This window comes from Streptomyces sp. NPDC054783, from assembly GCF_053611725.1.
In genome coordinates this window covers 37,830-53,291 of record NZ_JBSHAY010000024.1, presented here as the reverse complement: position 1 = coordinate 53,291, position 15,462 = coordinate 37,830, and the positions used below count along the sequence as shown (strand labels likewise).

Here is a 15,462-nt window from a genome sequence, read left to right as displayed (position 1 = left end):
TGGGTACAGGAGCGGGCCTGGTGCGGGTCCTTGTCCTTCGGCAGCCGGGCATGGCGATCGATGTCCTCACTCAGGGTGTCCGCGCCCTGGTTCGACGAGATTCGGCGGTGAGAGTTCCTGGCTCCCGGGGGTTCTTCCCCGGTGACAGTGGCGGGACCGCGCCGGATTCGCACCGGCTTCCTCTTCTGCCGCCGTACATGGCCTGGGCAGTCCACCACGCGCCCGGAACGGCCGTCAACTTGCCGTTGACCTGCGAGGGGAGAGTGTGCCGATCCCCACACCGTGGGGCGCCCGTGGCCCGTGGGCATGGCGAAGGCTCCCCTCCGTCACGCCTGGAGGGGAGCCTTCGTGTTGCCTGGTTCGTGGTGGTCCGTCAGGACTTGGAGACGATCAGGAAGATGCCGTACGCCACCGCCGCCGCGCAGGCCGCGAAGCAGACGTAGGCGCCGGTGACGGCGAGGGTGGCGGAGTTGCCCTGGGCCGCGGCCTTCTCGCGCCGGGCCAGACCGTTGATGCCGAGGGTGAACAGGGCCACCAGGCCCACGGTGAACACGAGGCTGGCGCCGAAGACGGAGCCGAGGGCCGACCAGTCGATCTTCATGGGGTTGCTTCCTTGGTTACCGGTGGGGCCGGGGTCAGACGGTCGCGGCCGGCGGGGCGGCCTCGGGCGCGGGCTCGGTGGCGGCCGGGGAGGCGATCGTGGCCGTCAGGTCCTCGGTGATCATGCCCGCCGGGGGCGGGGTCACCGCGGCGATGGCGGCGGTCACCACGCCGGCCGGCTCCTCGGCCCCGGCCACGACGTTGGTGTGGTCGACGACCTCGCGGCGGGAGATCTTCCAGATCGCGGCGCTCGCGGCGACCAGGAAGACGGCGACCACGGCGGTGCCCCAGTCACCGAGATCGGTGACGGACTCGGCGCCCGCGCCGACCAGCGCGGCGGCCGGGAGGGTGAGCACCCAGGCGACGACCATGCGGGTCGCGGTGGACCAGCGGACCACCCCGCCCTTGCGGCCGAGGCCCGCGCCCATCACCGAGCCGGAGACGACGTGCGTGGTGGACAGGGAGAAGCCCAGGTGGGAGGAGGCCAGGATGGCGGTCGCGGCGCTGGTCTGGGCGGCGAAGCCCTGGCGCGGCTCCAGGTCCGTCAGGCCCTTGCCCATGGTGCGGATGATCCGCCAGCCGCCGATGTACGTGCCGAGCGCGATGGCCAGGCCGGCGGAGAGGATGACCCAGGTGGGAGGGTTCGAGCCCGGGGCGATGGAGCCGCCCGCGATCAGCGCGAGGGTGATGATGCCCATCGTCTTCTGGGCGTCGTTGGTGCCGTGCGCGAGGGAGACCAGGCCGGCGGACGCGATCTGGCCGGCGCGGTAACCCTTGCGGGTGGCCTCGCCCTCGGCCTTGCCGCCGATGCCGTAGGAGAACCGGGTGGCCAGCATCGAGGCGACGCCCGCCACGATCGGCGCGGCGACCGCCGGGAGCAGCACCTTGGTGACCAGGGCGTCACCGTGCACGGCGCCGAAGCCGGCGGAGGCGACGGTGGCGCCGATCAGACCGCCCATCAGGGCGTGCGAGGAACTGGAGGGCAGGCCCACCAGCCAGGTCACCAGGTTCCAGAGGATCGCGCCGACCAGCGCGGCGAAGATGACCTCGGGACGGATGCCGGTCTCGTCGACGAGACCCTTGGAGATCGTGTTGGCGACCTCCACGGAGAGGAAGGCGCCCACCAGATTCAGCGTGGCGGACATCGCCACCGCGATCTTGGGCTTCATGGCGCCTGTGGAGATGGTGGTGGCCATCGCGTTGGCGGTGTCGTGGAAACCGTTCGTGAAATCAAACGCGAGAGCGGTTACCACCACTATCGCGAGGATCAGCGAGAAGCTTTCCATTTACCCAGGCAATCGTTCGAGGTCATTGGCTGGACGACCGTAGGCAACCTGGGTGAACGGAAGATGAACTGAGGCGGGCGTGGGGGTGTCCAGAGAGGGGGGTCGGGGTTCCGCTCGGCTCCCGTGTCCCAGGTGCGCCTTGGCTACCAGCCGCGCGCGAAGGTCCGCAGCCGGGCGGTGGAGCCGTTGAAGAGATTCTGGTCACCCGGCAGCCGGCCCCGGGTGCCGAACTGCCAGAACGTCCAGTACCGCCACCCGCCCGGCAGCTTCCCCGGCCGCGAGGTGTCGTGCCGGGCGATCCACAGGGCGTGGCTCTTGGCGAACGCGCGGCTGTTGCCGGTGCACAGCCGCCACCACTGGGTCGTCGTGTAGATCACCGGGCGGCGGCCGGTCTCCCGCTTGACCTCGTTGCTGAAGGACCGGATCCAGCGGACCAGCCGCGTCCTGCCCAGCCCGTAGCACTTGTGCCGCTTGCTGTACGGGTTGTACTCGATGTCGAGCGCGGGCGGCAGCGTCCGGCCGTCCGCCCGCCAGCCCCCGCCGTGCCGGACGAAGTACGCGGCCTGCCGGGCGCCGGAGGACCTGTCCGGCCGCGCGAAGTGGTACGCGCCCTGGTACAGGCCCGCCTTGCGCGCACCGGTGTACTGCTGGGAGAAGTAGGGGTTGCGGTAGTCCGTGGACTCGGTCGCCTTGACGTAGACGAACCGCGCGCCCCTGGACCGGGCGGCCGCCCAGTCGACGCGCTTCTGGTAGGAGGAGACGTCGTGCCCCCGGGGCCGGCCCGAGGCGAGCGCCTCGGGTGCGGCCGCGGTGCCGACGAGGACGAGCGCCGCCGCAGCCGCCGCGAGGACACCGGCGCGGTGACGGAGAAGGGTGCGGTCGCGGGCCATGTGTCTCCCCGGGTCGGCGGACGAAAGATCGTTCCGGCGGGCAAGAGAGACCATTGAAGGCCCGATGATCTTCGAATCGGTGCCTTTTTGCGGCGATTCACCATGACTTTCGCCCATTCGGGGGCATGTGGTTACGGCCGGAAGCGACCGTCCACCCCCCTCCCGAGGGCGCGGCTGGCAGGATCGCGGCATGGCTGCACAGCGGCGGGACACGGAACAGGACGCGGAACAGGTGCGGATCCGGGCGGAGCTGGTCGCGACGGCGCGACGCACCGTAGCCGACGGGCTGGTGGTCGGCACCTCCGGAAACGTCTCGGCGCGCGTCGGCGACCTGGTGCTCGTCACCCCGTCCGGCCTGCCGTACGACCGGCTGACCCCGGACCACATCACCGGCGTCGACCTCACCGGACGCCAGGTGCTCGGCACGCTGGTGCCGACCAGCGAGCTGCCCATGCACCTCGCCGTCTACCGCACCACCGACGCCCGCGCGGTCGTCCACACCCACGCCGTGCACGCGACCGCGGTCTCCACGCTCGTGCCCGAGCTGCCCCTGGTCCACTACATGGCCGCCGCCCTCGGCGGCCCCGTGCGTGTCGCCCGCTACGCCACGTACGGCACCGACGAGCTCGCCGAGAACATGCTCCGCGCCCTGGCCGGCCGCTCCGGCTGCCTCCTGCAGAACCACGGCACCGTCACCTACGGCACCACCCTCGACCAGGCCTACGACCGCACCGCCCAGCTGGAGTGGATGTGCCGCCTGTGGCTGACGGCGTCCTCCGTACCGGGCCTGACCCCGTCCCTGCTGACGGAGGCACAACTGGCCGAGGTCGGGGAACGTTTGCGGGGGTACGGCCAACGGAGGTGACACCTTGCCCGTCAGCACTCGTTTCCAGCCCCTTGTCGATCAGTTCCGGCAGCTCTGCTCCCTGCTGAGGCCGGTCATCGCGATCCGCCGCAACCACGCCCGCCCACGACGCACATGTCCGGCGGTGTCCAATCCACCCGCACCCCGACGTTCCCCATCCGGCCCCACATCTCCGCTGGCCGGTGACGGCAACCCCCACGACACTGGACCCGTGCGCACCGTCAAAGCGACCGCCCTCACCACGGCCATAGCCGCCGGCGTGGCAATGGCGTCCGTCGCCGCCGGCCGGATCGCCAGCGACGCGGCGCTGAAGGCGCCCGCGGGCCGCCCGTTGCCCACCGAACCCCGCCTCACCGTGCACGGCACCGCCGCCGGCCAGATCACCCTCACCCGCGCCCTGGCCTCGCTGCGCCCCGGCACCTACGGCCTCTCCGGCGACGGCTCCCACGCGGTCGTCGGCCCCGTCCTGGACGCGGCCCCGCACGAGGCCGACACCGTCGTACGCCGCCTGGAACGCGTCACCCACGGCACCCTCTCCTCGGGCGACGCGGTGTGGCTCACCCCGAACCTGTACGTCGGCAACCCCGGCACCGCCCTCGGCCTCGACCACGCCGACATCGACGTGCCCGGCGAACTCGGCGAGCTGCCCGCCTGGTTCGTGCCCGCGGCCCGGGACACCTGGGTGATCGCCGTGCACGGCCTCGGCACCACCCGGGAACAGGCCATGAACCTCATGGCCCCGCTGCACGCCCGCCGGGTGCCGGTCCTCGCGCTCGCCTACCGGGGCGACCTCGGCGCCCCGCGCCCGCCGGACGGCCTCAGCCGCCTCGGCGAGACCGAGTGGCGCGACCTGGACGCGGCGATCCGCTACGCCGTCCGCTACGGCGCCCGCCGGGTCGTCCTGCTCGGCTGGTCCACCGGCGCCACCATGGCCCTGCGCGCCGCCGAGCACTCCGCGGTGCGCGAGCGCATCGCCGGGCTGGTACTCGACTCGCCGGTGCTCAGCTGGGAGGCCACGCTGCGCGCCCTCGCCCGGGCCCGCCGCACCCCGCCGCCGCTGCTGCCGCTCGCGGTGCGCGCCGCCCAGGGCCGGACCGGCCTGTACGCCGACCGGGTCCCCGAGATCACCGACCCCGACCTGCTCACCGTACCGACCCTGATCTTCCACGGGCCCGACGACCAGGTGGCCCCCTGGGAGTTCTCCCGCCGGCTCGCCCGCCGCCGCCCGGATCTGGTCGCCCTGCACACCGTCCCGCAGGCCCCGCACGGGGCGATGTGGAACGCCGACCCGAAGGAGTACGAGGAGCGGCTGCGCCGCTTCATGACCCCGCTGGTGTGAGAACGCCCCCGGCTCTCCGGCGGGCGCCGGGAGGCCCGGTGCCGGGCATTCCGTTTAAGGCCGTACGACTGGCCTGATCACCACTGCCGGCCCCTCCCGGCCCCCGTGCCTTGGCCAGCCCCGTCGCCCCCCGTGACATTCCGTTTGGGTTTTCGGACCGTCAACCGGAAGACTGCACCCGTGACGTCCCGTATCCCGCGCGACTCCAGGCTTCGACTCGTCCGACCGCGACCCCTGGCCGCCGCCCCCAGAGCTGTGAACCAGCGGCGCCCGCGCCGCGCCGCACCCCGGCCGCCGGAGGGCACCCCCGCCCCCGCGGAACTGGCCGGAATGGCCCGCATCGGGCTGGCCGGTCCGGTGCGCGTGGCTCGCTGGGCCGACGCCGCACTCGGCCCCGGCAGCGACGGCGCCACCGCCGACGGCAAGGCCACCCTCTCCGACGCCACCGCCCGACGCGCCGCCGTCGACCTGGGCCTGAGCATCGCTCAGATCCGCGCCGACTGGGACACCGCACGCCTCGCCGGACTCGTCGAGGTGCACGGCGACAGCGCGCGCCCCGGCTGGCGGCTGCGCGCCTGGGACCGCGACGACAGCGCCGTACTGCGCGGCTGGGTCGCCCTCTTCGACGCCTGGTCGCTCGCCTCCCCGGAACCCGAGGAGCACGAGCCGTCCGCCGTCGCCGAGGTCGTCTCGGCCATGCCCCAGGTGCTTTCCTTCCTCCAGCTGTCCGCCGGGCCCGTCCCGGTCGAGCAGCTGCTCGACCTGCTCCAGCAGCGGGTCACCGAACTGCGCACCGAACGCTGCGAGGTCCCCTACGAGCCCGGCACCCAACGGCCTGCCGCCCCTGGCACCCAGCGGCCAGCCGAGCCCGCGCTCGCGCAGCCGGCCGTGCCGGCTGCCCGGCAGTCGTCCGAGTCCGGGTCCGCTCAGCCGGGCCTGCCAGGGGCTGAGCGGCCGTCCGAGTCGGGGCGCGTCCGCCCCGCGGTCGGCTCCCCGAGCCCGGTGGAACTCGCGATCGCCGCCCTGGAACACCCCGTGCCCACCGGCGACACCCCGCTCGAACCGCTCCTCGACTGGGCGTTGCGGGCCCTCGCCTCCGTCGGCGCGCTGACCTACGGCGACGGCCAGGCCACGCTCACCCCGCTGGGCAGCTGGGCGGTGTGGGTCAAGCTGGAGCAGATCTGTGTGGCCGCGCAGAGCCCGGCCGGCAACATCGAGCAGTCCGCCGAGGACATGCTCCGCGGCTGCGCCCAGCTCCGCCCCAACGCCGCCCGCGCCGAATACCGCGCCTGGCTCGCCGCCCGCACCGTCGGCGACGCCGTCACCGAGCTGATCCACGCCGCGCGCGGCGAGGACGCCCTGCTGCGCGGCCTTGCCTTCGAGGCGCTGCGCGTCGTCGGCGCCCCCGCCGAGCCGGACGTGCACGCCGTCGTGGACGAGCCGGCCCTGCGGCCCTACGCCCTGCTGTGGCTCGCCGAGCACGACGGGATCGACCCGGAGGACGCCCACGAGGTCCTCACCCGGGAGGAGGCGACCTGGCTGTGGGTGGACACCGCCGCCGCCGTCGCCGACCACGGCGAGTCGCCGATGCTGGTCCGGCACCTGGAGTCCGCGGTGCAGCCCACCGTCCCCCAGCTGCTCGACGAGGTCCGCGCCGTCGGACACCCCCGCACCGTGCAGGTCCTGGTCGCGCTCGCCGCCGCGCACCCCGACCCGGCCCTGGCCAAGGCCGTGCGCCGGGCCGCCTTCCAGGTGCACACCGGAGGATGAGCGGCGCGGGGGCCGCTCAGGCGCCGATCTCCGGGGCGTACGTCCCGAAGCTCCAGATGTTGCCCTCGGCGTCCCGGGCCATGTAGTCCCGCGAGCCGTAGTCCTGGTCGGTCGGGGGCATGAGGATCTCCACGCCGTGCTCCAGGGCCCGCTGGTGGTGGGCGTCCACATCGTCCACGACGACGTACACCCCGGCGGGCCCGGCGTCCTTCATCGCCGCGTCGAAGAGGCCGCCGCGGCCCTTGGAGCCGATCATCACCGCTCCGTTGCCCTGGACCAGCTCGGCGTGCATCACCTTGCCGTCCTCCGTCTCGTACACCGAGAGCTCGGTGAAGCCGAGGGCCTCCGTGAGCTGCTTGATCGCCGCCTTCGCGTCCGCGTACAGCAGCGTGGGGTAAAGACTCGGCCGTCCGCCGCCCGTACCTGCCATGCCGATCACTCCTTCGTGCGTCGGTTCCGTGGCGTCCCGTTCAGTCTTGCAGCCGCCACCGACAACGCCTCGGCGCAACGGGTCGCGCTGCTTGATGACGCCGGTCCGGCAGCCCCGTCGGGGCCACCGCTGCCGCCGCCCCGCCCCCGGCGACCCCCCCGAACGGGCGACTCCCCGCCCCCACCCGCCCCGCCGTCCCGCCCCGGCCGACCCCCGTGACTACGCTCTGCGCCTGATCCGAGGCCGAGGACAGCGAAGGGGGAAGGGTGGCAGCCGCCCCGAGCGAACCAGGGCTCGCCGTGTCGGAGGAGCCGTCACCTGCGGTCCACCTCGGCACCGGCGCCCCGCCCCACCGCGACCCCCGTCACCCACCGCGTCATCCAACGCGCCCGATGGTCCGCGCCCAGCACGGCACCCGTCACCACGGCCGGAGCGCACGCGCCCTGCGGATCCTCGGTGGCGTCCTCCTCGCTCTCGGCCTCCTCCTTGCCGCCCACCACATGCGCCCCGTCCCCTACGAAGACCGTCTCGTCCACGCCGCGCGAGGGGAACGGCAGCCGGGCGCCGGAACCTGGGCACTGCGCGCGCGGGGCGCCGGCGTGACCGCCTACGACACCCGTACCGGCGCCCTGCGCTGGCGGTACGCGCGCGTGGGGCATCGGCCCGTCGACGTACTGACCACGCGCGCGGAGGTGATCGCGCTGTGGGAGGACGGGCTGCTGACCGACACCGACGGGCGCTCGGTGCGCTGGCACCGGGCCCTGCCCGACGCGGCCGAGTGGCTCCCCGCGCAGGGCGGCACCGGCGTGCTGCGCCCCCTGGGACGCGGCATGCTCGCGGCCGTCACCCCGCACCGCGTGACCGCGTACCGCATCGCCGACGGCGACCTGCGCTGGGTACTGCCCGCGAGCGACGGCTGCGCGTTCCGGCCCGAGGCCGCCGTACGGCGCGGTGCGGCCCTGCTGGTCGCCCAGCCCTGCGCGCAAGGGCCCTGGACGGAGCAGCTCGTGGCCCTGGACGACCTCGGCCGGATCGTCCCGGGCCGCACCCCGCTCGGCAACGATCTTCCGCGACGATCTCCGCGGCACCGATCGAACGTGCGGACGTAGAAAACCGCTTGCACACCCCCGTTAGACTTCTCCTCATGGCCATTCTCCTCGCGCATTAGACGGCGGGAACGTCCTCAGCCGCCCACCCGCCAATCCCTGTACGCCCTGGAGTCTGTCCGTGATCTCCGCCTCCGGTATCGAGCTGCGCGCCGGTGCGCGCGTCCTCATCGAGAACGCCACCTTCCGTGTCGCCAAGGGCGACCGCATCGGCCTCGTCGGCCGCAACGGCGCAGGCAAGACCACCCTCACCAAGTGCCTCGCGGGCGAGGGCATCCCGGCCGCGGGCCAGATCACCCGCTCCGGCGAGGTCGGCTACCTCCCGCAGGACCCCCGCACCGGCGACCTGGACGTCCTCGCCCGCGACCGGGTCCTGTCCGCGCGCGGCCTCGACGTACTGATCCGCAAGATGCGCGAGAACGAGGAGCGCATCGCCAACGGCAAGGGCTCCACCCGCGAGAAGGCCCTCAAGCAGTACGAGCGCCAGGAGACGGAGTTCCTCACCAAGGGCGGGTACGCCGCCGAGGCCGAGGCCGCCACGATCGCCGCCGCGCTGAACCTGCCCGACCGCGTCCTCGGCCAGCCGCTGCACACCCTCTCCGGCGGTCAGCGCCGCCGCATCGAGCTGGCCCGGATCCTGTTCTCGGACGCGGACACCCTGCTCCTCGACGAGCCCACCAACCACCTCGACGCCGACTCGATCATCTGGCTGCGCGACTACCTGAGGACCTACCGCGGCGGATTCATCGTGATCTCCCACGACGTCGATCTCGTCGACACCGTGGTCAACAAGGTGTTCTACCTGGACGCCAACCGGTCCGCGATCGACATCTACAACATGGGCTGGAAGCTCTACCAGCAGCAGCGCGAGGCCGACGAGAAGCGCCGCAAGCGGGAGCGGGCCAACGCCGAGAAGAAGGCCGCCGCCCTCAACGCCCAGGCCGACAAGATGCGTGCCAAGGCCACCAAGACGGTCGCCGCGCAGAACATGGCCCGCCGCGCCGAGAAGCTGCTCTCCGGCCTCGACGAGGTCCGGATGTCCGACAAGGTCGCCAAGCTGCGCTTCCCGGAGCCCGCGCCCTGCGGCAAGACCCCGCTGATGGCCGAGGGTCTGTCGAAGTCGTACGGCTCGCTGGAGATCTTCACCGACGTCGACCTCGCCATCGACAAGGGCTCACGGGTCGTCATCCTCGGCCTCAACGGCGCCGGCAAGACGACCTTGCTGCGCCTGCTCGGCGGCGTCGAGAAGCCGGACACCGGCCGGGTCGTCCCCGGCCACGGCCTCAAGCTCGGCTACTACGCCCAGGAGCACGAGACCCTGGACGCCGACCGCACGGTCCTGGAGAACATGCGCTCGGCCGCGCCCGACATGGACCTGGTCGAGGTCCGCAAGGTGCTCGGCTCGTTCCTCTTCTCCGGCGACGACGTCGACAAGCCGGCCGGCGTCCTCTCGGGCGGTGAGAAGACCCGACTCGCCCTGGCGACCCTGGTCGTCTCCTCGGCGAACGTGCTGCTCCTCGACGAGCCCACCAACAACCTCGACCCCGCCAGCCGCGAGGAGATCCTCGGCGCCCTGCGCACCTACAAGGGCGCGGTCGTCCTCGTCACGCACGACGAGGGCGCCGTCGAGGCGCTCCAGCCGGAGCGGATCATCCTGCTGCCGGACGGCGTCGAGGACCTGTGGGGCTCCGACTACGCGGATCTCGTCGCCCTCGCGTGATCGAAAGCGTGATCCATGCCTGACCGAGGCCTGATCCACAGCGTATGGATCATTCGGCTCATCGGTGATCCATCATCTGTGTGAGATCTCCTCGTATCGAGGTGTGTCGTACACGGAATTCCCGGCCGATCCCTTGCGCGCCAAGGGATCGGCCGTCGCGCCTCCCTGACCTGGCACTTCACGAATCCACCCGTTCGGCCCCGCGGACACCACCGCCTGGAATTCTGGATTCCGCTTGTGGGGATCCACTCCTGTCGTCACAACGATGTCCCACGGACCTTGCCGAATGGGTGGCCATCAGGCCCGAGAGGGGTGATCATGAGGAGACCAGAGCGCACTTCCCATGAGGAGGCACGGGTGGCCGAGACTCTGAAGAAGGGCAGCCGGGTGACCGGCGCCGCGCGCGACAAGCTCGCGGCAGACCTGAAGAAGAAGTACGACTCCGGTGCGAGCATCCGGGCGCTGGCCGAGGAGACCGGCCGCTCGTATGGCTTCGTACACCGGATGCTCAGTGAGTCGGGCGTCACGCTTCGTGGGCGTGGCGGAGCGACCCGGGGCAAGAAGGCCGCATCGTCCTGACTCCGGGCGGCCCATCGGCTTCGATGGTGGCCACCCGGTCGGCGGTCTGACCGGCCGGGTGGTTACTGTGCAGTCACTTACGCGTGCCCACGGCATGCACGGCTGACCGCACTCATCGGAGGCGCCCCATGGCTTCGCCCGACCAGGACCTCGCTCCTGTACTCGACAAGGACGGCGTACGGCTCACCGTCGACGACGCGCTCGCCACGGTGACGCTGACCAATCCGGCCAAGCGCAATGCGCAGAGCCCCGCCCTGTGGCGCGCGCTCACCGAGGCCGGCCGGCTGCTGCCGGGCTCCGTCCGTGTCGTCGTGCTGCGCGGCGAGGGCAGGTCCTTCTCCGCCGGGCTGGACCGGCAGATGTTCACCCCGGAGGGGATCCCGGGCGAGCCGAACTTCATCGAACTCGCGCGCCGTGACGACGCGGGGCTCGATGCGAGCATCGCCGAGTTCCAGGAGGCGTTCACCTGGTGGCGGCGCAACGACGTCGTGTCCATCGCCGCCGTCCAGGGGCACGCCATCGGTGCGGGCTTCCAGCTGGCGCTCGCGTGCGATCTTCGGGTCGTCGCGGACGACGTGCAGTTCGCCATGCGCGAGACCAGCCTCGGCCTCGTCCCCGACCTGACCGGCACGCATCCGCTGGTCGGTCTCGTCGGGTACGCCCGCGCGCTCGAGATCTGCGCGACCGGGCGGTTCGTCGGCGCCGAGGAGTCGGTGGCGTCCGGGCTGGCCAACGTTGCCGTCCCGGCCTCCGAACTCGACGCCGCGGTACGGGACTTGGCCGCCGCGCTGCTGGCTGCGCCGCGGGACGCCGTGGTCGAGACCAAGGCGTTGCTGCGCGGGGCCCTGGACCGTGACTACGAAGCCCAGCGTGCGGCCGAGCGTGCCGCTCAGGCACGCCGGCTCCGGGATCTGGCCGGCCTCGGCGAATGAGCCCCGCGCCGGTAAGGCGCCCTGCGCGAGCAGGCCGTTCAGCCGACCGCCGTCACCAGCACGGCCACCGTCGGCCGGTCCTCCAGCGCGTCCCGTACGGCCGTGCGGACCTGCCGAGCCACGTCAACGGCTCGGCGGTCCGCGCCGGTAGTCAGCTCCACGCGCGCGTGCCGGTGCGGCAGTGCCGTACCGGCCGGGCGTTCCTCCAGGTGGACCCCCCGGCCGAGACCGCCGAGGGAACCCGTCAGCCCGGTCACCCCGGGGACGGACAGCGCGGCTTCGGTCACCCGGATCTCGTCCGGGTCCGTGGGCTGCCGCGCGGGTACCGGTCGCGGCCCGCGCACCTCCGGGACAGGCCCCTCCGCCTCCAGCAGGTCGGTGATCCGCAGGTCCACCTCCGTCACCGCGAGCCCGAGCCGCTCCGCCGCGGCCGTCGCCAGGGTCAGCCGTAGCCTGGACGCCACCGCCGGCAGCGGTTCGGCCGCCGTCACGGCGAAGTCCGCCGTCAGGCGCAGCGGCCCCGGCGGCAGCGCGCTCGGCGGAGCCGGTACGACGGGCTCGGGCGCCTCTTCCGGATCGGCGAGCGCGAGCCGCAGCACGCCGAGCCGCACCCCGGGCAGCCCGTCCGCCGCCGCGCGTCGCAGAATCCCCGCAGCCGCGCCCTCCGCGATCCAGACGCCGTCGCGTGGCCCGCCGAGCGGCAGCAGCCTGCCCAGCCCGACCTGGCGCCTGACTACCTGTGTCCACCGGTCCGCCGTCATTCCTCCAGCCTGCCGTATCACCGGCGCGCTATCGGGGAACTTTGCTTACGGTGGGCAGAGGACGATCCAGGGGGACGACCGAAAGGGACGTACGGCGATGACCGACATGACGACGACCCCCGAGGGCGACCAGGAGCCGCAGGTCTCGACCCGCAAGGCGACCCGGCGCGGCGGCGGCGATCCCGCGACCCGTGGACGGACGACCATCGCCGATGGCGTCGTGGAGAAGATCGCCGCTCTCGCGGTCCGGGACGTGGTCGGCGTCCATGCCCTGGGCAGCGGCCTGGCCCGCACCTTCGGCGCCGTACGCGACCGGGTGCCCGGCGGCTCCAAGGCGGTCACCCGGGGCGTGAAGGCCGAGGTGGGCGAGGTGCAGACGGCGCTCGACCTGGAGATCGTCGTGGACTACGGCGTCTCGATCGGCGATGTCGCCCGCGCCGTGCGGGAGAACGTGATCGCCGCCGTGGAACGCATGGCCGGACTCGAGGTGGTCGAGGTCAACATCGCGGTGAGCGACGTCAAACTGCCTGAGGAAGAGGAAGAGGAACCGGAGCCCCGGATCCAGTGAGACCCGGGCCCGGACCCTGCACGCCTGACGAGAGCTGAGGAGCGCTCCATGAGCATGGCCGTGGTCGGCATGATTGCCGGTATGGCGCTGGGCTTTGCCGGGTACTTCGGCGGCTTCGGTGCCTTTCTGCTGGTGGCGGCCCTGGGTGCGGTCGGGTTCGTCGTCGGCCGGTTCGCGGAGGGCGACCTGGAGGCGGGTGAGTTCTTCCGCACCCGCGGCGACCGGCGCGAGCGGCGGCGGTGACCGGAGGTGAGTGCCGAGACCGGCCAGGCGCGCCCGCCGTCGGCCCTCGTGCCGCCGGGCGAGCGCGGCGCCATCCGGATCGCCGACCGGGTGGTGGCGAAGATCGCCGCGCAGGCCGCCCGCGAGGCGCTGCCGCCGCCGCCCGCCGAGGCGGCCGCCCCGCACGCCACGGTCGTCGTCCTCGCCCACTCCCGGCCTCGCTCGAAAGGGGGGACCGCCGTCGCGGCGGCCCGCGTCCGTGTGCACCTCGAGCTCGGCTACCCCTGCGACATCGGCGCCCACTGCGCCGCCGTGCGTCGACATGTCGCCGAGCGGGTAGGCGCGTTGGTGGACATGGCGGTGTCCGAGGTCGCCGTCCAGGTCGAACGGCTGCACCCGGCACCGCACCGGAGGGCGTGATGAGCGAACCGCAGTCGACCACCCCCACCCTCGACAAGGAACCCGGCACCACCCCGCCCGCCCCCGCCACGGGCAGCGGCCGCTTCTGGTCCTTGCGCCGCGTCCCGGCAGCCGTCGTCGCGGCCCTGCTGCTGGCCGGCGCCGGCCTGCTGCTGTACGACATCGCCGCCGTACGCGCCCATCACCCCGCGATGCACTGGCGCCGCGCACTCGCCCGGCAACTGGCCGAACGGCCCCTGGACGACACCTGGGTGCTGACCGGCGCGGCCGTCGCCGCCGCACTCGGCCTGTGGCTGATCGCCCTCGCGGTCACCCCCGGCCTGCGCGGACTGCTGCCCATGCGGCGCCCGCGCCCCGATGTGCGCGCCGCACTCCGGCGCGACGCGGCGGCGCTCCTGCTCCGGGACCGGGCCATCGACGTGTCCGGCGTCCGGTCTGTCCGGGTGCGGATCCGCCACAAGAAGGCCGACGTCCGTGCCGTGTCCCACTTCCGTGACCTGGACGAGGTACGCGCCGACCTGGACACCGTGCTCACGGACGCGATCCGGGGCCTCGGCCTGGCCCGGCCGCCCACGCTGTCGCTGCGTGTGTCCCGGCCCGGCCGGAAGGGGTGAGGACGATGCGCACCGGCGGCCTCAACCGCGTCCTGCTGGCCCTCGTCGGCCTGCTCCTGCTCGCGCTCGGCGGCGCGGTGCTGGCCGTCGGCCTGGGGGCGCCGCCGCCCTCCTGGTGGATCCACACCGGCCCGCACGACGTGCTGCTGACCAAGGCCGAACGCACCCGCTGGCGCGGCGCGGGCTGGTGGTGGCCGACGGTCATCGCCGCCCTCGCCGTCGTCGTCCTGCTCAGCCTGTGGTGGCTCACCGCGGTCCTGCGCCGCCGCCGGCTGGCGGAGATCCTGATCGACACCGGCGACGACGAGTCCGCCCTCCTGCGCGCCAGGGCCCTGGAATCGGCCGTGGCCCAGGACGCCGTACGGCAAGAGGGCGTGGCTCACGCGGAGATCCTCCTGCGGGGCCGCCGTACGACGCCCAGGGCAAGGGTGTGGCTCCGGCTGGAGCCGCACGTGGACCCGGCGACGGCCCTGACCGGGTTCACGGCGCAGGCCCTGGCCCACGCGCGTGAGTCGGCCGGTCTGCCGTCCCTGCGCACGGAAGTGCGGCTGGGGTCGGTCAAGCACCGTGCGGAAAGGGTCGCTTGACCGTGAACGCGAGGTTCAGAACCCGTGCCTCATGCCCCCGTCCACGGGCAACATGACACCACTGAGATAGGACGCGGCCGGAGAGAGCAGGAACGCCGCGACCTTCCCGAACTCCTCCGGCGTCCCGTACCTCCGCAGCGGAATCCGGGATTCGTTCGCGGCCCGGGTGGCCTCGGGATCGGCGGACAGCGCGTCCAGCTCCCGTACGCGATCGGTGTCGATGCGCGACGGCAGCAGGCCCAGCACCCGGATCCCGCGCGGCCCCAGCTCGTCGGCGAGGGACTTGGCGAACCCGGCGAGCCCCGGCCGCAGCCCGTTGGAGATGGTCAGCCCCGGAATCGGCTCGTGCACCGACGCGGACAGCACGAATCCGATCACCCCGCCCGGCTCCAGCTCGGCAGCCGCCGCGCGAGCGAGCCGCACCGCACCGAGGAAGACCGACTCGAAGGCGTCGCGCCACTGTTCGTCGGTGTTGTCCGCGACGAACCCCGGCGCCGGCCCGCCCACGCTCACCAGCACGCCGTGGAACGCGCCGAAGGTGTCACGGGCGGCCGCGATCAGCCGCTCCGGCGCCTCGGGGTCGGCGTTGTGCACGGCCACGCCCACCGCGTTCGGGCCCAGTTCGGCGGCGACGTCGGCCACCCGCTTCTCGTCCCGCCCGCTGATCACGACCTTCGCCCCGTCGGCGACGAGTTCCCGCGCGGCGGCGTTGCCGAGTCCGCGGGTCGCCCCGGTGACGACGTACACCCGGTCCTTCAGTCCAAGATCCATGG

The 15,462-nt window shown here is 73.1% G+C and carries 19 protein-coding genes and 1 riboswitch; of the genes, 12 read left to right on the top strand and 7 right to left on the bottom strand.

The window, feature by feature from the left end:
• Positions 1–89: 89 nt before the first annotated feature.
• Positions 90–231: riboswitch (cobalamin riboswitch) on the bottom strand.
• Positions 232–373: 142 nt separating this feature from the next.
• The 3 genes from ACWGJ5_RS32635 to ACWGJ5_RS32625 all read right to left on the bottom strand — a co-directional run bounded on the left by ACWGJ5_RS32635 (position 374) and on the right by ACWGJ5_RS32625 (position 2,776).
• Positions 374–601 carry a hypothetical protein gene (locus ACWGJ5_RS32635; protein WP_453313224.1) on the bottom strand — a complete coding sequence of 76 codons (228 nt, stop codon included), beginning with the start codon at positions 599–601 and terminating at the stop codon, positions 374–376.
• 34 nt (positions 602–635) lie between these two features.
• Complete coding sequence (locus tag ACWGJ5_RS32630) at positions 636–1,886, bottom strand: anion permease (RefSeq protein ID WP_453313223.1); 1,251 nt, start codon at positions 1,884–1,886, stop codon at positions 636–638.
• A 143-nt stretch (positions 1,887–2,029) separates the two neighbouring features.
• Complete coding sequence (locus tag ACWGJ5_RS32625) at positions 2,030–2,776, bottom strand: lysozyme (protein ID WP_453313222.1); 747 nt, start codon at positions 2,774–2,776, stop codon at positions 2,030–2,032.
• Between the two features lie 190 nt (positions 2,777–2,966).
• Here ACWGJ5_RS32625 and ACWGJ5_RS32620 point away from each other — a divergent pair, with 190 nt between their 5' ends.
• From ACWGJ5_RS32620 to ACWGJ5_RS32610, 3 genes are all read left to right on the top strand, one after another.
• Positions 2,967–3,641 (top strand): class II aldolase/adducin family protein, encoded by a 675-nt coding sequence (locus tag ACWGJ5_RS32620; RefSeq protein ID WP_453313221.1) that lies wholly within the window; start codon positions 2,967–2,969, stop codon positions 3,639–3,641.
• A gap of 211 nt (positions 3,642–3,852) precedes the next feature.
• Complete coding sequence (locus ACWGJ5_RS32615) at positions 3,853–4,980, top strand: alpha/beta hydrolase (RefSeq protein ID WP_453313220.1); 1,128 nt, start codon at positions 3,853–3,855, stop codon at positions 4,978–4,980.
• A gap of 330 nt (positions 4,981–5,310) precedes the next feature.
• Positions 5,311–6,750, top strand: a complete 1,440-nt coding sequence (locus tag ACWGJ5_RS32610; protein ID WP_453313304.1) for a hypothetical protein — start codon at positions 5,311–5,313, stop codon at positions 6,748–6,750.
• Between the two features lie 16 nt (positions 6,751–6,766).
• Here the strand turns inward: ACWGJ5_RS32610 and ACWGJ5_RS32605 are convergent, their stop codons facing one another.
• A complete protein-coding gene (locus tag ACWGJ5_RS32605) occupies positions 6,767–7,180 on the bottom strand; it encodes a VOC family protein (protein WP_453313219.1) in 414 nt (137 codons plus the stop codon).
• A 314-nt stretch (positions 7,181–7,494) separates the two neighbouring features.
• Entirely contained in the window at positions 7,495–7,716 is a 222-nt protein-coding gene (locus ACWGJ5_RS32600) for a hypothetical protein (protein WP_453313218.1), read from the bottom strand.
• A 63-nt stretch (positions 7,717–7,779) separates the two neighbouring features.
• Between ACWGJ5_RS32600 and ACWGJ5_RS32595 the strand changes: the two genes are divergently transcribed.
• From ACWGJ5_RS32595 to ACWGJ5_RS32580, 4 genes are all read left to right on the top strand, one after another.
• Complete coding sequence (locus tag ACWGJ5_RS32595; protein ID WP_453313217.1) at positions 7,780–8,289, top strand: hypothetical protein; 510 nt, start codon at positions 7,780–7,782, stop codon at positions 8,287–8,289.
• Between the two features lie 118 nt (positions 8,290–8,407).
• Positions 8,408–10,006 (top strand): ABC-F family ATP-binding cassette domain-containing protein, encoded by a 1,599-nt coding sequence (locus ACWGJ5_RS32590; protein ID WP_453313216.1) that lies wholly within the window; start codon positions 8,408–8,410, stop codon positions 10,004–10,006.
• Positions 10,007–10,363: 357 nt separating this feature from the next.
• On the top strand, positions 10,364–10,585 hold the full coding sequence (locus ACWGJ5_RS32585) for a helix-turn-helix domain-containing protein (RefSeq protein ID WP_004002281.1): 222 nt from the start codon (positions 10,364–10,366) through the stop codon (positions 10,583–10,585).
• Positions 10,586–10,713: 128 nt separating this feature from the next.
• Entirely contained in the window at positions 10,714–11,517 is an 804-nt protein-coding gene (locus ACWGJ5_RS32580; protein ID WP_453313215.1) for an enoyl-CoA hydratase/isomerase family protein, read from the top strand.
• A gap of 38 nt (positions 11,518–11,555) precedes the next feature.
• Here ACWGJ5_RS32580 and ACWGJ5_RS32575 read toward each other — a convergent pair whose 3' ends face one another.
• Entirely contained in the window at positions 11,556–12,278 is a 723-nt protein-coding gene (locus ACWGJ5_RS32575; protein WP_453313214.1) for a nucleopolyhedrovirus P10 family protein, read from the bottom strand.
• A gap of 97 nt (positions 12,279–12,375) precedes the next feature.
• On the opposite strand from ACWGJ5_RS32575, the gene ACWGJ5_RS32570 reads away from it, so the two are divergent.
• From ACWGJ5_RS32570 to amaP, 5 genes are read left to right on the top strand one after another with little or no spacing between them, the layout of a single operon-like run.
• Positions 12,376–12,846: an Asp23/Gls24 family envelope stress response protein gene (locus ACWGJ5_RS32570; protein ID WP_453313213.1), complete on the top strand. Its 471-nt coding sequence runs from the start codon at positions 12,376–12,378 to the stop codon at positions 12,844–12,846.
• A gap of 48 nt (positions 12,847–12,894) precedes the next feature.
• A complete protein-coding gene (locus ACWGJ5_RS32565) occupies positions 12,895–13,089 on the top strand; it encodes a hypothetical protein (RefSeq protein WP_453313212.1) in 195 nt (64 codons plus the stop codon).
• Between the two features lie 6 nt (positions 13,090–13,095).
• A complete protein-coding gene (locus ACWGJ5_RS32560) occupies positions 13,096–13,488 on the top strand; it encodes an Asp23/Gls24 family envelope stress response protein (RefSeq protein WP_453313211.1) in 393 nt (130 codons plus the stop codon).
• A complete protein-coding gene (locus tag ACWGJ5_RS32555) occupies positions 13,488–14,102 on the top strand; it encodes a DUF6286 domain-containing protein (RefSeq protein WP_453313210.1) in 615 nt (204 codons plus the stop codon). The genes ACWGJ5_RS32560 and ACWGJ5_RS32555 overlap by 1 nt, the downstream gene beginning before the upstream one ends.
• Before the next feature lie 5 nt (positions 14,103–14,107).
• Positions 14,108–14,689, top strand: a complete 582-nt coding sequence (gene amaP / locus ACWGJ5_RS32550; RefSeq protein WP_453313209.1) for an alkaline shock response membrane anchor protein AmaP — start codon at positions 14,108–14,110, stop codon at positions 14,687–14,689.
• Positions 14,690–14,704: 15 nt separating this feature from the next.
• Here amaP and ACWGJ5_RS32545 read toward each other — a convergent pair whose 3' ends face one another.
• Positions 14,705–15,460: an SDR family oxidoreductase gene (locus ACWGJ5_RS32545; RefSeq protein ID WP_453313208.1), complete on the bottom strand. Its 756-nt coding sequence runs from the start codon at positions 15,458–15,460 to the stop codon at positions 14,705–14,707.
• Between the last annotated feature and the right edge of the window lie 2 nt (positions 15,461–15,462).